14 protein-coding genes are annotated in these 17,220 nt (G+C 67.4%); 8 read left to right on the plus strand and 6 right to left on the minus strand.

The window, feature by feature from the left end:
• The first annotated feature begins 28 nt into the window (after positions 1-28).
• The 4 genes from PA01_11220 to PA01_11235 all read left to right on the plus strand — a co-directional run bounded on the left by PA01_11220 (position 29) and on the right by PA01_11235 (position 4,013).
• A complete protein-coding gene (locus PA01_11220) occupies positions 29-1,060 on the plus strand; it encodes a glycosyltransferase family 2 protein (GenBank protein ID KON82461.2) in 1,032 nt (343 codons plus the stop codon).
• Positions 1,061-1,122: 62 nt separating this feature from the next.
• Positions 1,123-2,700 carry a glycosyltransferase family 39 protein gene (locus tag PA01_11225; protein KON82462.2) on the plus strand — a complete coding sequence of 526 codons (1,578 nt, stop codon included), beginning with the start codon at positions 1,123-1,125 and terminating at the stop codon, positions 2,698-2,700.
• The gene (locus tag PA01_11230; GenBank protein ID KON82082.1) at positions 2,697-3,095 is read left to right on the plus strand and encodes a GtrA family protein; all 399 of its coding nucleotides are present in this window, start codon (positions 2,697-2,699) and stop codon (positions 3,093-3,095) included. Before PA01_11225 ends, PA01_11230 begins: the two co-directional genes overlap by 4 nt.
• 117 nt (positions 3,096-3,212) lie before the next feature.
• On the plus strand, positions 3,213-4,013 hold the full coding sequence (locus tag PA01_11235; protein ID KON82083.1) for a peptidylprolyl isomerase: 801 nt from the start codon (positions 3,213-3,215) through the stop codon (positions 4,011-4,013).
• Positions 4,014-4,153: 140 nt separating this feature from the next.
• On the opposite strand, the gene ychF is transcribed toward PA01_11235, so the two are convergent.
• The gene (gene ychF / locus PA01_11240; GenBank protein KON82084.1) at positions 4,154-5,245 is read right to left on the minus strand and encodes a redox-regulated ATPase YchF; all 1,092 of its coding nucleotides are present in this window, start codon (positions 5,243-5,245) and stop codon (positions 4,154-4,156) included.
• 221 nt (positions 5,246-5,466) lie between these two features.
• Positions 5,467-6,363 carry a transcriptional activator NhaR gene (gene nhaR, locus PA01_11245; protein ID KON82085.1) on the minus strand — a complete coding sequence of 299 codons (897 nt, stop codon included), beginning with the start codon at positions 6,361-6,363 and terminating at the stop codon, positions 5,467-5,469.
• Positions 6,364-6,485: 122 nt separating this feature from the next.
• On the opposite strand from nhaR, the gene PA01_11250 reads away from it, so the two are divergent.
• Both PA01_11250 and PA01_11255 read left to right on the plus strand, forming a co-directional pair.
• Complete coding sequence (locus PA01_11250) at positions 6,486-6,836, plus strand: HPF/RaiA family ribosome-associated protein (GenBank protein ID KON82086.1); 351 nt, start codon at positions 6,486-6,488, stop codon at positions 6,834-6,836.
• Between the two features lie 49 nt (positions 6,837-6,885).
• Positions 6,886-7,551 (plus strand): Bax inhibitor-1/YccA family protein, encoded by a 666-nt coding sequence (locus PA01_11255; GenBank protein KON82087.1) that lies wholly within the window; start codon positions 6,886-6,888, stop codon positions 7,549-7,551.
• Positions 7,552-7,647: 96 nt separating this feature from the next.
• On the opposite strand, the gene PA01_11260 is transcribed toward PA01_11255, so the two are convergent.
• Positions 7,648-10,332, minus strand: coding sequence for an HAD-IC family P-type ATPase (locus tag PA01_11260; protein KON82088.1), 2,685 nt, complete (start codon positions 10,330-10,332; stop codon positions 7,648-7,650).
• Positions 10,333-10,397: 65 nt separating this feature from the next.
• Positions 10,398-11,732, minus strand: coding sequence for a hemolysin family protein (locus PA01_11265; protein KON82089.1), 1,335 nt, complete (start codon positions 11,730-11,732; stop codon positions 10,398-10,400).
• A gap of 517 nt (positions 11,733-12,249) precedes the next feature.
• On the opposite strand from PA01_11265, the gene PA01_11270 reads away from it, so the two are divergent.
• Together PA01_11270 and tilS are read left to right on the plus strand one after the other, a co-directional pair.
• Positions 12,250-13,218: an acetyl-CoA carboxylase carboxyltransferase subunit alpha gene (locus PA01_11270; protein ID KON82463.1), complete on the plus strand. Its 969-nt coding sequence runs from the start codon at positions 12,250-12,252 to the stop codon at positions 13,216-13,218.
• Positions 13,219-13,246: 28 nt separating this feature from the next.
• A complete protein-coding gene (gene tilS, locus PA01_11275; protein KON82090.2) occupies positions 13,247-14,518 on the plus strand; it encodes a tRNA lysidine(34) synthetase TilS in 1,272 nt (423 codons plus the stop codon).
• A 24-nt stretch (positions 14,519-14,542) separates the two neighbouring features.
• On the opposite strand, the gene PA01_11280 is transcribed toward tilS, so the two are convergent.
• On the minus strand, positions 14,543-15,151 hold the full coding sequence (locus PA01_11280) for a response regulator (protein ID KON82091.1): 609 nt from the start codon (positions 15,149-15,151) through the stop codon (positions 14,543-14,545).
• Positions 15,148-17,181, minus strand: coding sequence for a PAS domain S-box protein (locus tag PA01_11285; GenBank protein ID KON82464.2), 2,034 nt, complete (start codon positions 17,179-17,181; stop codon positions 15,148-15,150). The genes PA01_11280 and PA01_11285 overlap by 4 nt, the downstream gene beginning before the upstream one ends.
• Between the last annotated feature and the right edge of the window lie 39 nt (positions 17,182-17,220).

Here is a 17,220-nt window from a genome sequence, read left to right on the forward strand (position 1 = left end):
CGCCCGGAGATTTTTCGAATGTGAAGCCGTGCCCCGCCTCGATCTGCGCGATCCGCGTCCCGATGCGTCCGCCTTTTTGGCGTCCGCGCCGTTGCCCCACCGCCCTTCGCCGACGCTCCCGAAGCTGTCGGTGGTGATCCCGCTGTACAACGAGAGCGGCTCGCTGGGTGAACTGCACGCGCGGCTGGCGGCGCTCCTCGAAACCCTGCCCCTCGCCGGCCACGAGATCATCTTCATCGACGACGGCAGCCGGGATGCGACTTTTGCCGAGGTCGCCGCGCTGTGCGAAATCGATCCCGCGTTGCGCGCGATCCGCTTCGCGCGCAACTTCGGCAAGGAGGCGGCGATGGCGGCGGGCCTGCGCGCGGCGACGGGCGAGGTCGTCGTGCTGATGGACGGGGACCTGCAGCATCCGCCGGAGCTGATTCCGGAGATGCTCGCGCGATGGCGGGCCGGCGCGAAGATGGTCACCGCCGTGCGGTGCTCGCGCGACACCGATACCTGGTTGCGGCGCCAGCTCTCGCGCGGCTTCTACGGCCTGTTCAAGCGCGTGTCCGAAGTCGCGCTCGCCGAGGGGGGCGGGGATTTCCGGCTGTTCGACCATGCGGTGGTGCGCGCAATCAACAGCATGCCTGAGCGCACGCGGTTCATGAAAGGGATCACGAGTTGGGTCGGGTTCCGCCAGGAAGAAATCCCGTTCGATCCGGCCGAACGCGCCGCCGGGGCCTCGGCGTGGTCGCTGCTGCGGCTGTTGAACTACGCGTGGGACGGCCTGTCGGCGTTCAGCACCCTGCCGCTGCGCGTGTGGTCGCTGGTCGGGCTGGTGATGGCAGCGATATCAGGGCTCTACGGTGGCTGGCTGGTCGTGCGGACGATCCTCTGGGGCATCGATGTGCCGGGCTATACGTCGCTGATGGTCGCGGTGCTGTTCCTGTCGGGCATCCAGCTGATCAGCCTCGGCGTGCTCGGCGAATACGTCGGCCGCATTTTTACTGAGGTCAAGGCGCGGCCGCTGTACCTCGTGGCCGAGAAGCTGGGTTTCGACGAGGATGCACCGTGAGTCGCCCCGGAGAAATCGCGTTCGAGGGCGGTTTGCGCGCGGACGCCGCTGCCGTGGCGCTCTTGCCGGGGTGGGCGCAGCGCATCGCGCTGCTGCTGCTCGCAGCGACCGCGCTGTTCATCGTGCTCACGTTCGATCAGCACGGCATCAGCAACGACGAGGAGGTGCAGCACATCTATGGCCGCCGGCTCGTCGATTTCTACGCGTCGGGCTTTACCGACCGCGCCGCGTTCGCCTACAAGAACCTGTACCTCTACGGCGGCCTGTTCGATCTTATCGCGGCCACGCTCGAGCGCATCGTGCCGATCGGCGTGTGGGATCTGCGTCACCTGTTGTCGGCCGCGTTCGGTTTGGCCGGCTTGGCCGGCACCTGGCTGCTGGCACGCCTGCTGGCCGGCGAACGCGCGGCGCTCGCGGCGCTCGGGCTGCTGCTGCTGACGGGCGCGTGGTCCGGGGCGATGTTCACGCACACGAAGGATGTGCCTTTCGCCACCGCGATGGTGTGGGCGCTGTATTTCACGACCCGCTTCACGAGCGACCTGCCGACGATCCGCCGCGCGGACGTGCTCGGACTCGGCGTGGCGATCGGTTGTGCCTTCGGGCTGCGCGTCGGCGCGGTGTTCACGGTGTTCTATTTGGGCGTCGCGGTGTTGGGGGCAGCGTGGATCGGCGGCGCGGACCGACCGGAACGGGGGGCGATTCTCGGCCGGGCCGTCATTGCGCTGTTGCCCGCCGGGCTCGTCGCGTTCGTGCTGATGGGGCTCTTCTGGCCGTGGGCGGTGATGTCGCCGGGCAACCTGTTTCGCGCGATGACGACGTTCTCGCATTTCGCGTTCCAGCTCGACACGATCCTCGCTGGCGTCGTGATGAAGAACGGCGACGTGCCGGGCCACTACCTGCTGAGCTATCTGCTCGTGCGTCTGCCCGAACTGTTCCTCCTCGGCGTCGCGTGCGTGCTGCTCGGCGCGGTGCGCGCATTGCCGTCGCTGCGCTCCGCGGAGGGCTGCCGTGCGGCGCGGCGCTGGCTGCCGGTTGCGCTCGCCGCGGGATTCCCCCTCGCGTACACGCTGCTCGCCGCGCCGCCGCTGTACAACGGCATCCGCCACTTCACCTTCGTCCTGCCGCCGCTGGCGGTGCTCGGCGCCGTCGGCCTGCAGCACGCATGGCGGCGTGCTGCCCGCTTGCCTCGCGCGCGAAGGCTGGCCGCGGCCGGCTGCGTGCTGCTGGCGATCGCCCATGTCGTGACATTGGCACGCCTGCACCCGTACGAATACGTGTTCTACAACGGCTTTGCCGGCGGTCCGGGCGGCGCCGGGCGGTGGGAGCAGGACTACTGGGCGAGCAGCCTGCGCGAAGCGGCCGGCCTGCTGAATGCCCATGTCGCACGAGAAGGCGAGGGGGGGCGGCGCTACAGCGTCGCGGTGTGTGCGGAATCGCTGCAAGGTGCGGAATGGCTCGCACCGGGGCTGGACGTGACGCGCGACTGGCGCGCTGCGGACTTCTTCCTCGCAGCGACGCACATGAATTGCGATACGGCGGTCAAGGGCAGGGCCGTCGCCGAAGTCGTGCGCGACGGCGTGACGCTCGCGGTCGTGCGTGACCGGCGCCTGCTGGCCGGAGCCGACCGGGAGCCGCAGTGAGCGCCTTCCGGCTCGGCCGCTTCCTGCGCTTCGCGATGGTCGGCGCGGTCGGTACGCTGGCGCATTACTCGTTGCTGCTCGCGCTCGTCGAAGTCGCGGGCGCCGAGCCGGTCGTGGGTTCGGCGGCCGGTTTCGTGCTCGGCGCGCTGGTCAATTACGCGATGAACCGCAGCCTCGTGTTCCGCTCCCAACGCGCGCACGTCGAGGCGCTGCCGCGTTTCTTCGCCGTCGCCGGCATCGGGCTGCTATGGAACGCGCTGCTGATGTACGCTTTCACCGATCTCCTCGCGCTGCATTACCTGCTCGCGCAAGTCGTGACGACCGGTCTGCTGCTCGGCTGGCATTATGTCGGCAACGCGCTGTGGACGTTTGGCGCCCACTCGTCGCAGCGCTGAACACGACTCCGGCAAGGTGCGCAGGATTTCAACATCGATGTTGAACGCTTCAACCCCTGTCCTGCCCGCATGCCTCTCCGGCGTTGCGGCATCCTTCAACTCTTGGCCGCAAACACCATGGACAACATTGTCACCTTTTACCGAAACAGCCCCGAGGCGATCGCCGTCAATGGCGAGCGTATCAGCGAAGAGACGATCACCGCGGTCATGGAGCAGTTCCGGGATGCGCCCGATCCCCGGCACGCAGCGGCCCGCTCGCTGGTGGTGCGCACGCTGCTGCGCCAGCGCGCCGCGACCGTCGGGATCGAAGCGGACAACGAAGAGGCTGCAGTCGAAAAGCTGCTGGAACGCGAGGTCAAGCTCGAGCCGGTCGCCGACAAGGAAATCCGCCGCTATTTCGACGCCAACCGGCAAAGATTCCGCAGCGGCGCTCTTTTCGAAGTCCGCCACATCCTGTTCGACACGACACGCGACGGGAGTGACCGGGCAACTGCGCAAAAGGCAGAACGCGCGCTGTTCCACCTCAAGAACAATCCGGAAGCGTTCGAACGGGTCGCCGCGGAGGAATCGTGCTGCACGAGCGCGAAGATCGGCGGAGCGCTGGGCCAGCTCTCCGAAGGAGCGGTCGTCCCGGAATTCTGGGTGGCCCTTGTCAATTTCGGCAAGGCAGGGCTGTTGCCCCAGCTCGTCGAGACCCGCTTCGGCCATCACATCGTCATGATCGACCACCTCGCGCTCGGCGAAGCGCTGCCGTTCGAAGCGGTGCAGGCCAGGATTCGCGATTATCTGACCGGTCGCCTGGAACAGTTAACGTATCAGCAGTACGTTGCGCAGCTGGTCGGCCAGGCCCACATCGTCGGCATCGATCTGGGCGACCAAAGACCCAAGTCCGCTGGCCCCGGCCTTCCCGCCGAGTGACACGAACCGGGACGCAAGCTGCGACAGCGCCGGGGATCGTCGGCCGGACACGGCGGGTTGCCTTACGACAAACCCCGTAACCGTAGCAGCTTGCGGGGTTTGTCGAGCTGCTGCCGGATGTCTGATCCCGCAATCCGGGCTCAGACGTTGAACAGGAAGTTCAGCACGTCGCCGTCCTTGACGACGTAATCCTTGCCTTCGGCGCGCATCTTGCCGGCTTCCTTCGCGCCCTGTTCGCCTTTGTACGCGATGAAGTCGTCGAACGCGATCGTTTGCGCGCGGATGAAGCCGCGCTCGAAATCGGTGTGGATCACGCCGGCCGCCTGCGGCGCAGTGTCGCCGACGTGGATCGTCCAGGCACGCACTTCCTTGACCCCGGCGGTGAAGTAGGTCTGCAGGCCGAGGAGCTTGTAGCCGGCGCGAATCAGGCGGTTCAGGCCCGGTTCGTCGAGCCCGAGGTCGGCGAGAAATTCGGCTTTGTCGGCATCGTCGAGTTCGGCAATCTCGGCTTCGATCGCAGCGCAGATCGCGACGACTTCGGCTTTCTCGGCAGCGGCGTGCGCGACGACGGCGTCCAGCTGCGGGTTGTTCTCGAAGCCGCCTTCCTTGACGTTCGCGACGTACAGCACCGGTTTTGCGGTGATCAGGCAGAACGGCTTGAGGCTCGCCCATTCCTCCTTCGCCAGGTCGAGCGCGCGCACCGGCTTCGCCTGGTCGAGCTGCGCGATGCATTTTTCGAGCACCGCGACAAGGACTTTCGCGTCCTTGTCGCCGGCGGCGGCGGGACGCTTGTAGCGGGCGAGCGCCTTGTCGACCGTTGCCATGTCGGCGAGTGCGAGTTCGGTGTCGATGACTTCGATGTCGCGGATCGGGTCGACGCTGCCCGACACATGCACGACGTTCTCGTCGGCGAAGCAGCGCACGACGTGCACGATCGCGTCAGTCTCGCGGATGTTCGCGAGGAACTGGTTGCCGAGGCCTTCGCCTTTCGACGCTCCGGCGACGAGGCCCGCAATGTCGACGAACTCGACGATCGCCGGCTGCACTTTCTGCGGCTTGACGATCGCGGACAGCGCATCGAGCCGTGCATCGGGCACTTCGACGATGCCGACGTTCGGCTCGATCGTGCAGAACGGGTAGTTCTCGGCGGCGATGCCGGATTTCGTCAGCGCGTTGAAGAGGGTCGACTTGCCGACGTTCGGCAGGCCGACGATTCCGCATTTGAGGCTCATTTAAAACTCTTTCTGGTCAAGTGGTTACGCTGGTGTCGGGGCGCCATCAACACCGGATCACGAAGACGAGCCAGCGAACGGCGAAGAGAGACCGGGGATCGACGGTAGGATGCCTGAGCTGGTTCTGACGACACAGTTTCGACACAGGGACGAGCATTCTAACATTCAGCGATACGGCGATAGGCCGGCGGCCGCGCGCTCCCCTACGGTTCCCGTCGCGGTCAATCCCGCTTCGCCCCCTCCAGTCCCGAACGGCTGATCGCCAGCGTCGCCGGGTGGGAGATGCGGCGCTCGACCGAGATCGCGTAGTAGGCTTCGCTGACCGCAGGTGCTTCGCCGAGGCAGCGCACGCCGTGCTGGCGGCACACCTGTTCGGCGATCAGCGTCGCCGCGGGGAACACGCCGACGCCCGCTTCGCCGAACGCTTTCATGAGCGCGGCATCGTCGAATTCGCCGACGATGTGCGGCGCGATGTGCTGTTCTTCGAACCACTGCATCAGCGGCCGCCGCACCGCGGCATCGGCGCCCGGGATCAGCATCGGCTGGCGGGCGAGATTCGCCGGAAAACTGCCGCTCAGGCTTTCGGCGAGCGAAGGGGCGGCGAAAAAGCTGATCGGCGATTCCCCGAGCTTGTGGTTGTAGCCGCGCACGTCCATGTGGGCCGGCATCGGACTGTCCGCGAGCACGACGTCGAGCTTGTGGATCGCGAGGTCGCCGAGCAGCCGGACCATCTTGTCCTCGCGGCAGACGATGCGCACCGGTTCGGCGAGCTTCATCGACGGCGCGAGCAGCAGCCACGCGATCGCTTTCGGCACGACATCGGCGATTCCGACACGGAACGGAATCGCGCGCCCGGCCGCGCGGTTGTGCAGCGCCTCCTCGAGCTCGCTGCCGACGCGGAAAATCTCCTCGGCATAATCGAGCACCATCTGGCCGGTTTCGGTCAGCGCGAGCCCGCGGCCGCGGCGGCGGAACAGCGTCACGCCGAGGCTCGCCTCGAGGATCGCGATCTGGCCGCTCAGCGTCTGCGGCGCGAGGCCGGAGCGCTCGCTGGCGCGCACGATCCCGCCGGCGCGGGCAACGTTCCAGAAGTGGTGGAGCTGCTTGAAATTGAGCATCACGTCCTCTCGACTCTTCGGAAAAACATGCTAAAGATTCCGTTGAACTCGTATTTTACCGAACAGTCTGACGCTTAGTATCAACGAGTAGATGCAGGCATCAACCACCAGGGAGAAGAAACATGCGCATCGATCTGCAATGCAGCGGTCTGGAAGCACCGTCGGGTCTGCGGGACTATGTCGCACGGCGAATGCGTTTCGCGATCGGCCGCTTTCGCGACCAGATTCAGTGGGCGCGCATCAAGGTCGCGGACGTGAACGGGCCGCGCGGCGGGGCCGACAAGCGTTGTGTGGTACAACTGCGTTTGCGCAATTGCCCGGACGTGATCTTTTCGGTGACCGGCACGGATGCGCGCCCGGTCGTCGATCTGGCCGCGGAGCGGGTCGCCCAAGTGCTGGGGCGGCGTCTCGCCCGTTTGCGGCAGTTCAGCCGGGCGACAGCAGTCGCGGATCCCGTCCTCGCCGGAACCTGATCCGGGCAGCGGGTTCAAAACAACTTCGATTCAAGGAGGTAGACATTCAATGGAAAACCGAATCGGTACGATGACAAGGTCGGAGGCGTCGGTCCTCTCGACGAACAGGGTCATCCGCAACACTTACATGCTGCTGTCGCTGACGCTGGCTTTCTCGGCGCTCACCGCCGGCGCGTCGCTCGCGCTCGGCCTGCCGCACCCGGGGATCATCCTCACGCTGGTGGGGTACTTCGGCCTGCTGTTCCTGACGACGAAGTTCCGCGACAGCGGGCTCGGCATCCTGTTCGTGTTCGCGCTCACCGGCTTCATGGGCTACACGCTCGGCCCGATCCTGTCGCACTACCTCGCGCTGCCGAACGGCGGGCAGGTGGTGATGCAGGCGATGGGCGGCACCGCGGCGATCTTCCTCGGCCTGTCGGCGTACGCGCTGACGAGCCGCAAGGACTTCTCGTTCATGGGCGGCTTCCTGATGGTCGGCATCCTCGTCGCGTTCCTCGCCGGCCTGGGCGCGATCTTCTTCGAGATGCCCGGCCTGTCGCTCGCGGTGTCGGCGATGTTCGTGCTGCTGATGTCGGGTCTCATCCTGTATGAGACCAGCAACATCATCCACGGCGGTGAAACGAACTACGTGATGGCGACGGTGACGTTGTACGTGTCGATCTACAACCTCTTCACGAGCCTGCTGCACATCCTCGGCGTGATGAACAACGACTGAACGTTGCCGCTGCGGCGGCGAGGCGGGGCGGTTCGCGCAGCGGGCCGCCCCGTTTTTTTGCAACCGCTTGCCGCTGCTGTCCGGCGCCACAAGCATCTATGACTGCTTGAGAGCGGGAAACAGCAGCCGCTGCAGCAGCTTGCGGGCTTCGTCGAGCAGCAGGACGCTCGAGGCGACCGCCGCCGAGAGCAGCCAGTCTCCGCCCTCCAGCGCCGTCGTGCCGAAAATGGCTTGGGCCGGCGGCCAGTGCACCACTACTCCCTGCAGCGCGAGCACGCCGCCGAGCGCGATCCACAGCCGTATGTTGGTGAGGAACTGCGAGTTGAAAGCGCTGCCGTGCTCGTTGCGCGCGTTGAACACGTTGAAGAACTGGAACAGCACGAAAGTCGTGAATGCCAGCGTCAGCGCGCGCGCCTCGCCGTGCTCGGCCAGCGCGGACTGGAACAGCCACAGCGTGCCCACCATCATCGTCGCGCCGTAGAGCGACAGCCGCGCCAAGCGGCGCAGCGTCAGGATTTGCGCGTCCTGCGCGCGCGGCGCGGCGCGCATGATGCCCGGGCGGGCCGGCTCGATGCCGAGCGTCATCGCCGGCGGGCCGTCCATGATGATGTTGATCCACAGCAGCTGGATCGCGGTGAACGGCGCCGGCATCCCGAGCAGCGTCGCGGCCAGCACGGTCAGGATCGCGCCGATGTTCGTCGACAGCTGAAAGCGCACGAACTTGACGATGTTGTCGAAGATCACGCGCCCTTCCTCGACCGCGCGCACGATCGTCGCGAAGTTGTCGTCGGTCAGCACCATCGTCGCCGCTTCGCGCGTCACCGCGGTCCCGGTGATGCCCATTGCGATGCCGATGTCGGCCGCCTTGAGCGCCGGCGCGTCGTTGACGCCGTCGCCGGTCATCGCGACGACATGCCCGCCGGCTTTCAGCGCCTTGACGATCCTGACCTTGTGCGTCGGCGACACGCGCGCGAAGACGGTAATGTCGTTGACGCGCGCGTCCAGCTCGGCGTCCGTCATCGCGTCGAGCTCGGCACCGCTGACGGCGTCGCCGCGCAGTCCGAGCTCGCCGGCAATCGCTGCCGCCGTGACCTTGTGGTCGCCGGTGATCATCTTGACCTGGATGCCGGCGCGCGTGCACAGCTCGATCGCCGCTGCCGCTTCGGGGCGCGGCGGATCCATCAGGCCGGCGAGGCCGACGAAAGTCCAGCCGTCGGCCCACGCCCACAGGTCGGCTTGCGGGTCGAACTGGTGTTTCGGGATGCGGCGCCGCGCGACCGCGAGCACGCGCAACGCCTGTCCGGCGAGATGATTGTTCTCGGTGACGATGCAGCTGCGCGCCCGCTCGTCGAGCGGCTCCTCGCGGTCCGCGACGAGCCACATCGCGCAGCGCGCGAACAGCACGTCCGGTGCCCCCTTGATGAACATGTCGACGTGCTCGCCGGCGTCGTGGAACGTCGCCATGAACTTGTGCGCCGAATCGAACGGGATTTCGGCGATGCGCGCGCACCGTTCCTGTTCGGCGGGCGGCTCGTAGCCGCCTTTTTGCGCGAGCACCCACAACGCGCCTTCGGTCGGATCGCCGACGAGTTCGCCGTCATGGACGCGCGAGTCGGAGCACAGCGCGACCGGCAGCAGCAGCGGCCGCAAGCGCAGGCCGGCGTCGCCGTCTGCGCTGCCGGTGATGCAGCCCTCGGCGCGGTAGCCCTCGCCACTGACTGCGAACCGCTCGCACGCGACCCAGCACGCGCGCGCGGTCATCTGGTTCAGCGTCAGCGTGCCGGTCTTGTCCGAGCAGATGACGGTCGTGCAGCCGAGCGTCTCGACTGCCGAGAGTTTCTTCAGGATCGCGCGTTTCTGCGCCATCCGCCACATCCCGATCGCCAGCGTCACCGTGACGACTGCCGGCAGGCCTTCGGGGATCGCCGCGACGGCGAGGGCCACGGCGCTCATCGCCGCCTGCGTCCAGGGCAGGCCGCGTGCGAAATCGAGCGCGAAAATCGCCGTCACGACGACGCCGGCAATCGCCGCGAGTTTCTTGCCCAGGCTGTCGAGCTGGCGCTGCAGCGGGGTCTCGGTCTCCGCGGTTTCGGCGATCATGCCGGCGAGCTGACCCATCTCGGTCGTCATGCCGGTCGCGACGACGATCAGCTCGGCGCGTCCGCGCGTCACGACGGTGTTCATGTAGAGCAGGTTCGCGCGCTCGCCGAGCGGCAGTTCCGTGGTCTCCAGCGCCGCGACCGATTTGCCGACGGTGTGGGATTCGCCGGTGAGTGCCGCTTCCTCGACTTCGAGGTTGTGCGCGGCGAGGAGCCGACCGTCGGCGGGGATGCGGTCGCCCGCTTCGAGCAGCACGATGTCGCCGGGCACGAGCTCGCTGGCGTCGACTTCGACGAGCTTGCCGTCACGCCGCACGCGAGCCCGCGCAGCGAGCATGTCCTTCAGCGCGGCGAGCGTGCGTTCGGCGCGATGCTCCTGGTAGAAGCCGAGCGAAGCGTTGAGCAGCACGACGACGAGGATCACCACCGCATCCTTGAATTCGCCGATCGCCCAGGCGAGGACGGCAGCGAATATCAGGACGATCACGAGGAAGTTCCTGAACTGATCGACGAACTTCAGCCACACTGGCCGCGCTGCCGCTTCGGCGAGCCTGTTCGGGCCGAAGCGCGCGAGCCGCTCGGCGATCTGCTCGGTAGCCAGGCCGCGCACGACATCCACGTCGAGCGCTTCGGCCGCGGCTTCGGCGGTCAGGGTGTGCCAGCGGCGGGTTTCGGTAGCCATGAGCATGCGGTCGGTGGTGCAGTCAGTGCGGCGATAAATGCCCGCCGCCGCGGCTCTGCGGGGCTTCAGTCTGCGGGCGGAGTTGGAGCCGGAGCATCCGGAGTCACGGCAGCCGCAGGGTCGGGGATGCGCGTCGCGAGCACCTTGTCGATGCGCTTGCCGTCGAGATCGACGACTTCCAGTCGCCACTCTCCCCACTGCGACACATCCCCGGTATGCGGCAGGCGGCCGAGCAGCCACATCACCATGCCGCTCAGCGTGTGGTAACGCCCCCGTTCTTCCTCCGGTACCGTCTTGAGTTCGAGACGGTCTTTCAGTTCCGGAATCGGGATCATGCCGTCGAGCAGCCAGGAGCCGTCTTCGCGCTGCACCGCCCAGGCTTCTTCGAGGCTGTGCGGGTGGAATTCGCCGGTGACCGCTTCGAGCACGTCCTGCAGCGTCACCATCCCCTGGATTTCGCCGTATTCGTCGATGACGAACACCATCTGCGTGCTCGACGCGCGGAACTGGTCGAGCAGTTCCATGCCGGTCAGCGACTCGGGCACATAGACCGGCGGCTGCAGCTGCTGCGTCAGATCGGTCTTGCCGCCTTTGAGCGTCTGGTTGAAGAGCTGCTTCGACGAGATGATGCCGAGGATGTCATCGAGTCCGCCACGGCACACCGGAAAGCGCGAATGGTCGGACTCGGCCATGCGCGCGAGGTTCTCGTCGAGCGGGCGCGTGACGTCGAGCCACACGATGTCGGCGCGCGGCACCATCAGCGAGCCGATCTGGCGGTCGTCGAGTCGGAACACGTTGCGCACCATCGTGTGCTCGTTCTTTTCGATGATGCCGGCTTCCGATCCCTCTTCGAGCAGCGCGTGGATCTCTTCCTCGGTGATGCTCGGCGCCCCTTCGTCACGCTTGCCCAAGAGGCGCAGCAGCAGCGCGGTCGACGACATCAGCAGGCGCACGAACGGGCGCGACCCGATCGCGAGCGCCTTCATCGGGCGGGCGACGAGGATCGCGATGCCTTCCGGGTTGATCTGGCCGATCCGTTTCGGCACCAGTTCGCCGACAACGATCGAGACATAGGTGATCACGACGACGACCAGCACGGTCGCGCCGACTTCGCTCGGATTCTGGTCGAGGCCGAGCGTCTGCAGCCAGCTCGCAAGCGGGGCCGCGAGCGCGGCTTCGCCGACGATGCCGTTGAGGATGCCGATCGACGTGATGCCGATCTGGATCGTCGACAGGAAGCGGGTCGGCTCCTCGCCGAGCTCGATCGCGACGCGGGCGGACGCATCGCCGTCTTCGGCGAGCCGCGCGAGCCGGCCGCGGCGCGCAGTGACGAGGGCGATCTCGGACATCGCGAAAGCCCCGTTCAGCAGAATCAGGGCGACGAGAATGAAAATTTCCATTTTCGGGCTATCCGGGAAAAGCGTGGCGCGACGCGGCCGCAGCCCGCGTGCCGCCGGCAACGACAGGACGCGCTGCGGCGGGCACGGCGGCGATCAGCAGACGGACCGAACGGAGAAGCTGCGACACGGGAGGTGCTGCGATCCGGGCAGGCGCGGCAGCGGCGGGCGGGGGCGGGGTCGATCGGGAGCGAGCGAACAGGGGCGCGCGAGGGCGGGAGAAAGCGTTCTCCGGGCAACATCGCCGGGAGCTTTCGCTGCGGTGGCGCTTGCCGCGCCTGGCGGCTTTCGGTGTGGCCGAAAAGGCCGTCATCGGGGTGTTTCGACTACTCATGGCGCGGAGATTGTGTCGTCCCCGCTGCTCCTTTGCGTTGTATGCCTGCGCGCATCATGCCTCAGCGGTCCCGGGCTGTCACGTGCGGGTCGCCCCGCGACGGGTGCGATGGAGCGTGCCGCAGGCCCGCGGCTTTGCAGCGACAAGCGTTACAATGTCGCACTTTTTTTCGCTTGGAACGGTCGGATGAAGACCACCTTTCTGGATTTCGAACAACCTGTTGCCGATCTCGAAGCAAAGATCGAGAAGCTAAGATTCGTCCAGGACGATTCGGCAGTGGATATTTCCGAGGAGATCGCGCGCCTCGAAGCGAAGAGCCAGACGCTGTCGAGGAACCTGTACGCGAAGCTCACGCCGTGGCAGATCGCGCAGGTCTCGCGTCATCCGCAGCGGCCCTACACCCTGGACTACGCGCGCCATATCTTTACCGACTTCGTCGAGCTGCACGGCGATCGCACGTACGCCGACGACAAGGCGATCGTCGGCGGCCTCGCGCGGTTCAACGGCCAGAGCTGCGTCGTCATCGGCCACCAGAAAGGCCGCGACACGAAGGAAAAGATCCTGCGCAACTTCGGCATGCCGCGGCCGGAAGGTTATCGCAAGGCGCTGCGGCTGATGCGGCTCGCGGAGAAGTTCGGCCTGCCGGTGTTCACGTTCGTCGACACCCCCGGCGCGTATCCCGGGATCGACGCCGAGGAGCGCGGCCAGTCCGAAGCGATCGGCCGCAATCTTTACGTGATGGCCGAACTCAAGGTGCCGATCATCGCGACGATCATCGGCGAAGGCGGTTCCGGCGGCGCGCTGGCGATCGCGGTCGGCGACCAGGTGATGATGCTGCAGTACGCGACGTACTCGGTGATCTCGCCGGAAGGCTGCGCGTCGATCCTGTGGAAGAGCGCCGACAAGGCTGCCGAAGCGGCCGAGACGATGGGCATCACCGCAGCGCGGCTGAAGTCGCTCGGTCTCATCGACCGGGTCGTCAATGAACCGCCGGGCGGCGCGCACCGGGATCATCGCGCGATGGCGCAGACCCTCAAGCGTGCGCTGCAGGATGCGTTGCGCCAGGTGGCGGACCTTTCTCCGGCCGAACTGGTCGAGAAGCGGCTCGAGCGCCTGATGAGCTATGGCCGGTTCAAGGAACAGAACGTCGCCTGATTCCCTGCTTGCCGATGCTGTCGCTGGCGTGCTCGCGGCGGCAGCGGTGGCGCCACGGCAGCGGCTGTGCGTCGCGTTCAGCGGCGGGGCCGACTCGACGACGCTGCTGCATCTGCTCGCCGGCCTGCGGCCGCGCTTCGGCTTCGACCTCTGCGCAGCTCACGTCCATCACGGCCTGAGTCCGAACGCTGACGCGTGGCTCGATTTCTGCGCCCGACAGTGCGCGGCGCTCGGCGTGGCTTTCCACCCGTTTCGCGAGCAGGTCGCGCGCGACCATCCGGCAGGGCTCGAGGCGGCCGCGCGCGACGTCCGTCATGCTGCGCTCGCGCGCGTCGCGTGCGACTGGCTCGTGTTCGGCCACCATCAGGACGACCAGGCCGAAACGCTGCTGTTCCGGCTGCTGCGCGGCGCGGGCGTGCGCGGCGCTGCGGCGATGGCAGCGATCGAGCCGGGAGCGCCGGGACGGTTGCGGCCGCTGCTCGGCGTGCGCCGCGCCGACATCCGCGCGTTCGCGCACGCAGCGTCACTCGAATGGATCGAGGACGAGAGCAACGCCGATCCGCGCCATGCCCGCAATTTCCTGCGTCATCGCGTATTTCCGCTGCTCGGCGAAGCTTTTCCCGGCGCGGTCCCGGCGCTTGCGCGCGCAAGCGGCCATTGCCGCGAGGCGGACGGACTGCTTGACGATCTCGCGGCGCTCGACTGCTCCGCGTGCGGCGGCTCGCCATTGCTGCGCGACCGGCTGCTGAGGTTGTCCGACGAGCGGGTGCGCAACCTCTTGCGCTGGCGGGTCCGGGAAATGGGGTGCGCGGCGCCGGCGCGCGCGCGGCTCGTCGAAGTCGTCCGGCAACTGCGCGCGACACAGGCGCCGCTGTACCTGCCGCTCGGCCCGGCGGTGTGCTGCGCCTACCGGGGTGGGGTGTGGCTGGAGCCGCTGCGCGACGGCGCACCCGAGCAGCCTGTTCTTTGGCGCCAGGAGTCCGCGCTGTGCTGGGGGGGCGGCGTCGTGCGCTTCGAGCCGGTGACCGGCGCGGGCATCGGCCGGGCGGCGCTGCAGCGTGCCGCCGACGTCGCGCTGGTGCCGCGTTGGCCGGGGCTGACGATGCGGCAGAATGGCGGGCGCCCGCGGCGCAGTTTCAAGAACCTGTGCCAGGAAGCCGGCCTGCCGGCGTGGCTGCGGCCGCGGTTGCCGGTGCTGTGCATCGACGGCGAGGCGGCGTGGATCGGCGAGATCGGCGTCGCGGCCGAATTTCGCTGCGCTGCGGGCGAAGCCGGACTGCTGCCGGTGTGGCAGCGCTGAACTCGCCGCCTGCCGAACGGTTTCCTAGCGCCCGCCGACCAGGTTGATCAGCTGTGCGAGCTCGACCGCCGAGCGCACGGCCATCTTGTCGAAGACTTTCGAGCGATGCGCCTCGACGGTGCGCATCGAGATGTTCAGCTGGTCCGCGATGACCTTGTTGTACTTACCGGCGAGGATCTGCTCCATCACTTCGCGCTCGCGCGCCGTCAGCAGCGCGAGCCGTGCTTCGACCGTTTCACGCGTCGCGGCGGCGAGCTGGCGTTGCGCGTCGGCGTCGAGGGCGCGCACCACGACTTCGACGAGGTCACTGTCGTTGAACGGCTTTTCGATGAAGTCGAAAGCGCCTTTCTTCAGCGCCGCGACCGCCATCGGCACATCGCCGTGGCCGGTGATGAACACCACCGGCAGCAGGTTGCCGCGCGCGCGCAGCGCGTCGAAGCACTCGAGCCCGCTCATGCCTTCCATGCGGATGTCGATCACTGCGCAGCCGCGCCAGTCGGGCTGCACCGCAGCAAGGAATTCTTCGGCGCTCGGCCACGTCGTGCACGCCACGTTGCGCGTCTTGAACAGCCACTGCAGCGCGTCGCGGATCGCTTCGTCGTCGTCGATGATGTGGGCGCAGGCGGGATTCATGAGAGTTCGACCGGGAACGACAGGATGAAGATGGTACCGCCGTCCGGATTGCTTTCGAACCCCAGGCGTCCATGGTGAAGTTCGGCGATCGAGCGGCAGATGTTCAGCCCCATTCCCATGCCTTCGGGCTTGGTGGTGAAGAACGGCTCGAACAGGCGGCGCGCGATGTCCGGATCGATGCCGCGGCCGGAATCGGCGACCCGCACGACCAGCTGGCCGCCTTCCTCGCGCGTCGTGACATGCACCGTGCGCCGTCCGGGCGGATTGTCGTGCATCGCGTCCATGCCGTTGCGCACCAGGTTGACGATGACCTGCTCGATCATCACCGGATCGGCAGGGATGTCCGGCAGACGCGGCGCCAGGTCCGTTTCGATGCGCATGCGCCGCTTGCGCGCATCGGCTTCGATCAGGCCGATCGCTTCGCGGATCACCGCGTTGAAGTCCAGCGTCTCGCGCTTGGGTTCGGCGCGGCGGACGAAATCATGGACGCGGCGGATGATCTCGCCGGCGCGCCGCGCCTGGCGGCCGAGTTTGGCATGGATGTCGCGCAGCTCGTCGCGATCGATCGGAGCCTGCTCGAGGCGGTTCAGGCAGCCGGTGTTGTAGCTCGCGATCGCGGCCAGCGGCTGGTTCAGCTCGTGCGCGAGCGTCGAGGCCATCTCGCCCATCGTCACCAGCCGTGAAGTCGCCTGCAGGCGTTCTTCCTGCTGGCGCCCGAGCTCGCGCGCGCGTTTCTGCTCGGTGATGTCGAGCAGCGACCCCATCCAGCCGGTGTGGCAACCGGCGGCGTCGATCAACGGCGCTTCGAAGATCAGTGCGTCGAGTCGCTCGCCGTTCTTGCGGCGCAGGCGCAACTCGACGCCTTCGGGCGGCGCGGCGCCGGAGAGGATCATGTCGTGGACTTCCTGCGTGCGTTCGAGGTGATCGGGATCCCAGTACGGCATCGGCGGCAGGTGGCCGATCAGCTCTTCCGGACTGTAGCCGACCATCCGGCAGAACGCCGGATTGACGTAGGTGATGCGCCCGTCGAGATCGCGGGCGCGCAGCCCGGTCAGCAGCGAATCTTCCATCGCCTTGCGGAACAGCGACTCGCTGCGCAATGCCTGTTCGGCGCTGTGGCGGCGCACCAGCTGGCGGCGCAGCTGCCACACGCTCCACACGATGATGCCGGCGAGCAGCACGATCGAGGCGATCAGCAGCACCGGCACCCAGCGCGTCTCGCCGCGGTAGGCGGTGATGTGCAGGCTCAGCCCGTGCCCCGGCGGGTCGAAAGGGATCGTGTAGTCGAGTTCGCCGGACAGCGGCGCGACTTTCGATTTCGCGACGATCTGCCGCCCGTCGGCATCCACGACGCTGACGCGGTAGCGTTCCGAGAACCACCACGGCAGCTCGCGCGCGATCAGCTCGTGCAGCGAGTAGATCCCGACCACGGCGCCGATGAATGCATCTTCGGAGTGGATCGGCACGTGGACCTCGAACTGATGACTGCCGTCGGCGACCTCGTAGGCCGGCCCGTAGGCGCGCCGGCCGAGCGCGCGTGCCAGGCGGAAAACCGAGTCCGCCGGGACGGCGCCCGCGCTCTCGCCGATCAGATGGCTGCCCGACAGCGGCGGCATCTCGCCTTCCCGGCGGCCTTCGGCGTCGAGCCAGATCACGCGCACGAGCCCGCTGTCGGCGCGCAGCAGCTGGCGCAGCTTCGCGTCGATCGACGCCGGCTGGGGGTCGGGCGCGAAGAGTTCGGGGCCGATCTGGGCAAGCAGCGAAGCGTTGCGGTCGAGCTGGAACTGGAGGTTCTGTTCCATCCACAGCACGTCATTGATCAGTGTCATCCGCTGCTCATCGCGGTCGGCGCTGCGCGTCAGCCATACCAGCGCGGCGATGACCGCGAGAAACAGGGGCAGCGTCAGGTACGGCAGCACGGCGAGCCATTTCGCCGGAGCCGGAGTCGGCGCCTCCGGCGCGCGCCCGGGAGGCGCGGGCCCGCTCGCGGGGTGCGCGGGCGTCGGCGCGGGGTCGGGCCGGCGGCTCATCGTATCGATGCGAGGGGAGCGGATTTGCGGATGACCACA

Source organism: Azoarcus sp. PA01 (assembly GCA_001274695.2).
In the GTDB taxonomy this organism is placed as follows: Bacteria; Pseudomonadota; Gammaproteobacteria; order Burkholderiales; family Rhodocyclaceae; genus Aromatoleum.

Bases quoted from the DNA above. Each gene is read 5' to 3' on its own strand.
- PA01_11235 (KON82083.1), top strand. From the start codon at position 3,213: ATGGACAACATTGTCACCTTTTACCGAAACAGCCCCGAGGCGATCGCC.
- ychF (KON82084.1), bottom strand. From the start codon at position 5,245: ATGAGCCTCAAATGCGGAATCGTCGGCCTGCCGAACGTCGGCAAGTCG.
- nhaR (KON82085.1), bottom strand. From the start codon at position 6,363: ATGCTCAATTTCAAGCAGCTCCACCACTTCTGGAACGTTGCCCGCGCC.
- PA01_11250 (KON82086.1), top strand. From the start codon at position 6,486: ATGCGCATCGATCTGCAATGCAGCGGTCTGGAAGCACCGTCGGGTCTG.
- PA01_11255 (KON82087.1), top strand. From the start codon at position 6,886: ATGGAAAACCGAATCGGTACGATGACAAGGTCGGAGGCGTCGGTCCTC.
- PA01_11260 (KON82088.1), bottom strand. From the start codon at position 10,332: ATGGCTACCGAAACCCGCCGCTGGCACACCCTGACCGCCGAAGCCGCG.
- PA01_11265 (KON82089.1), bottom strand. From the start codon at position 11,732: ATGGAAATTTTCATTCTCGTCGCCCTGATTCTGCTGAACGGGGCTTTC.
- PA01_11270 (KON82463.1), top strand. From the start codon at position 12,250: ATGAAGACCACCTTTCTGGATTTCGAACAACCTGTTGCCGATCTCGAA.
- PA01_11280 (KON82091.1), bottom strand. From the start codon at position 15,151: ATGAATCCCGCCTGCGCCCACATCATCGACGACGACGAAGCGATCCGC.
- PA01_11285 (KON82464.2), bottom strand. From the start codon at position 17,181: ATGAGCCGCCGGCCCGACCCCGCGCCGACGCCCGCGCACCCCGCGAGC.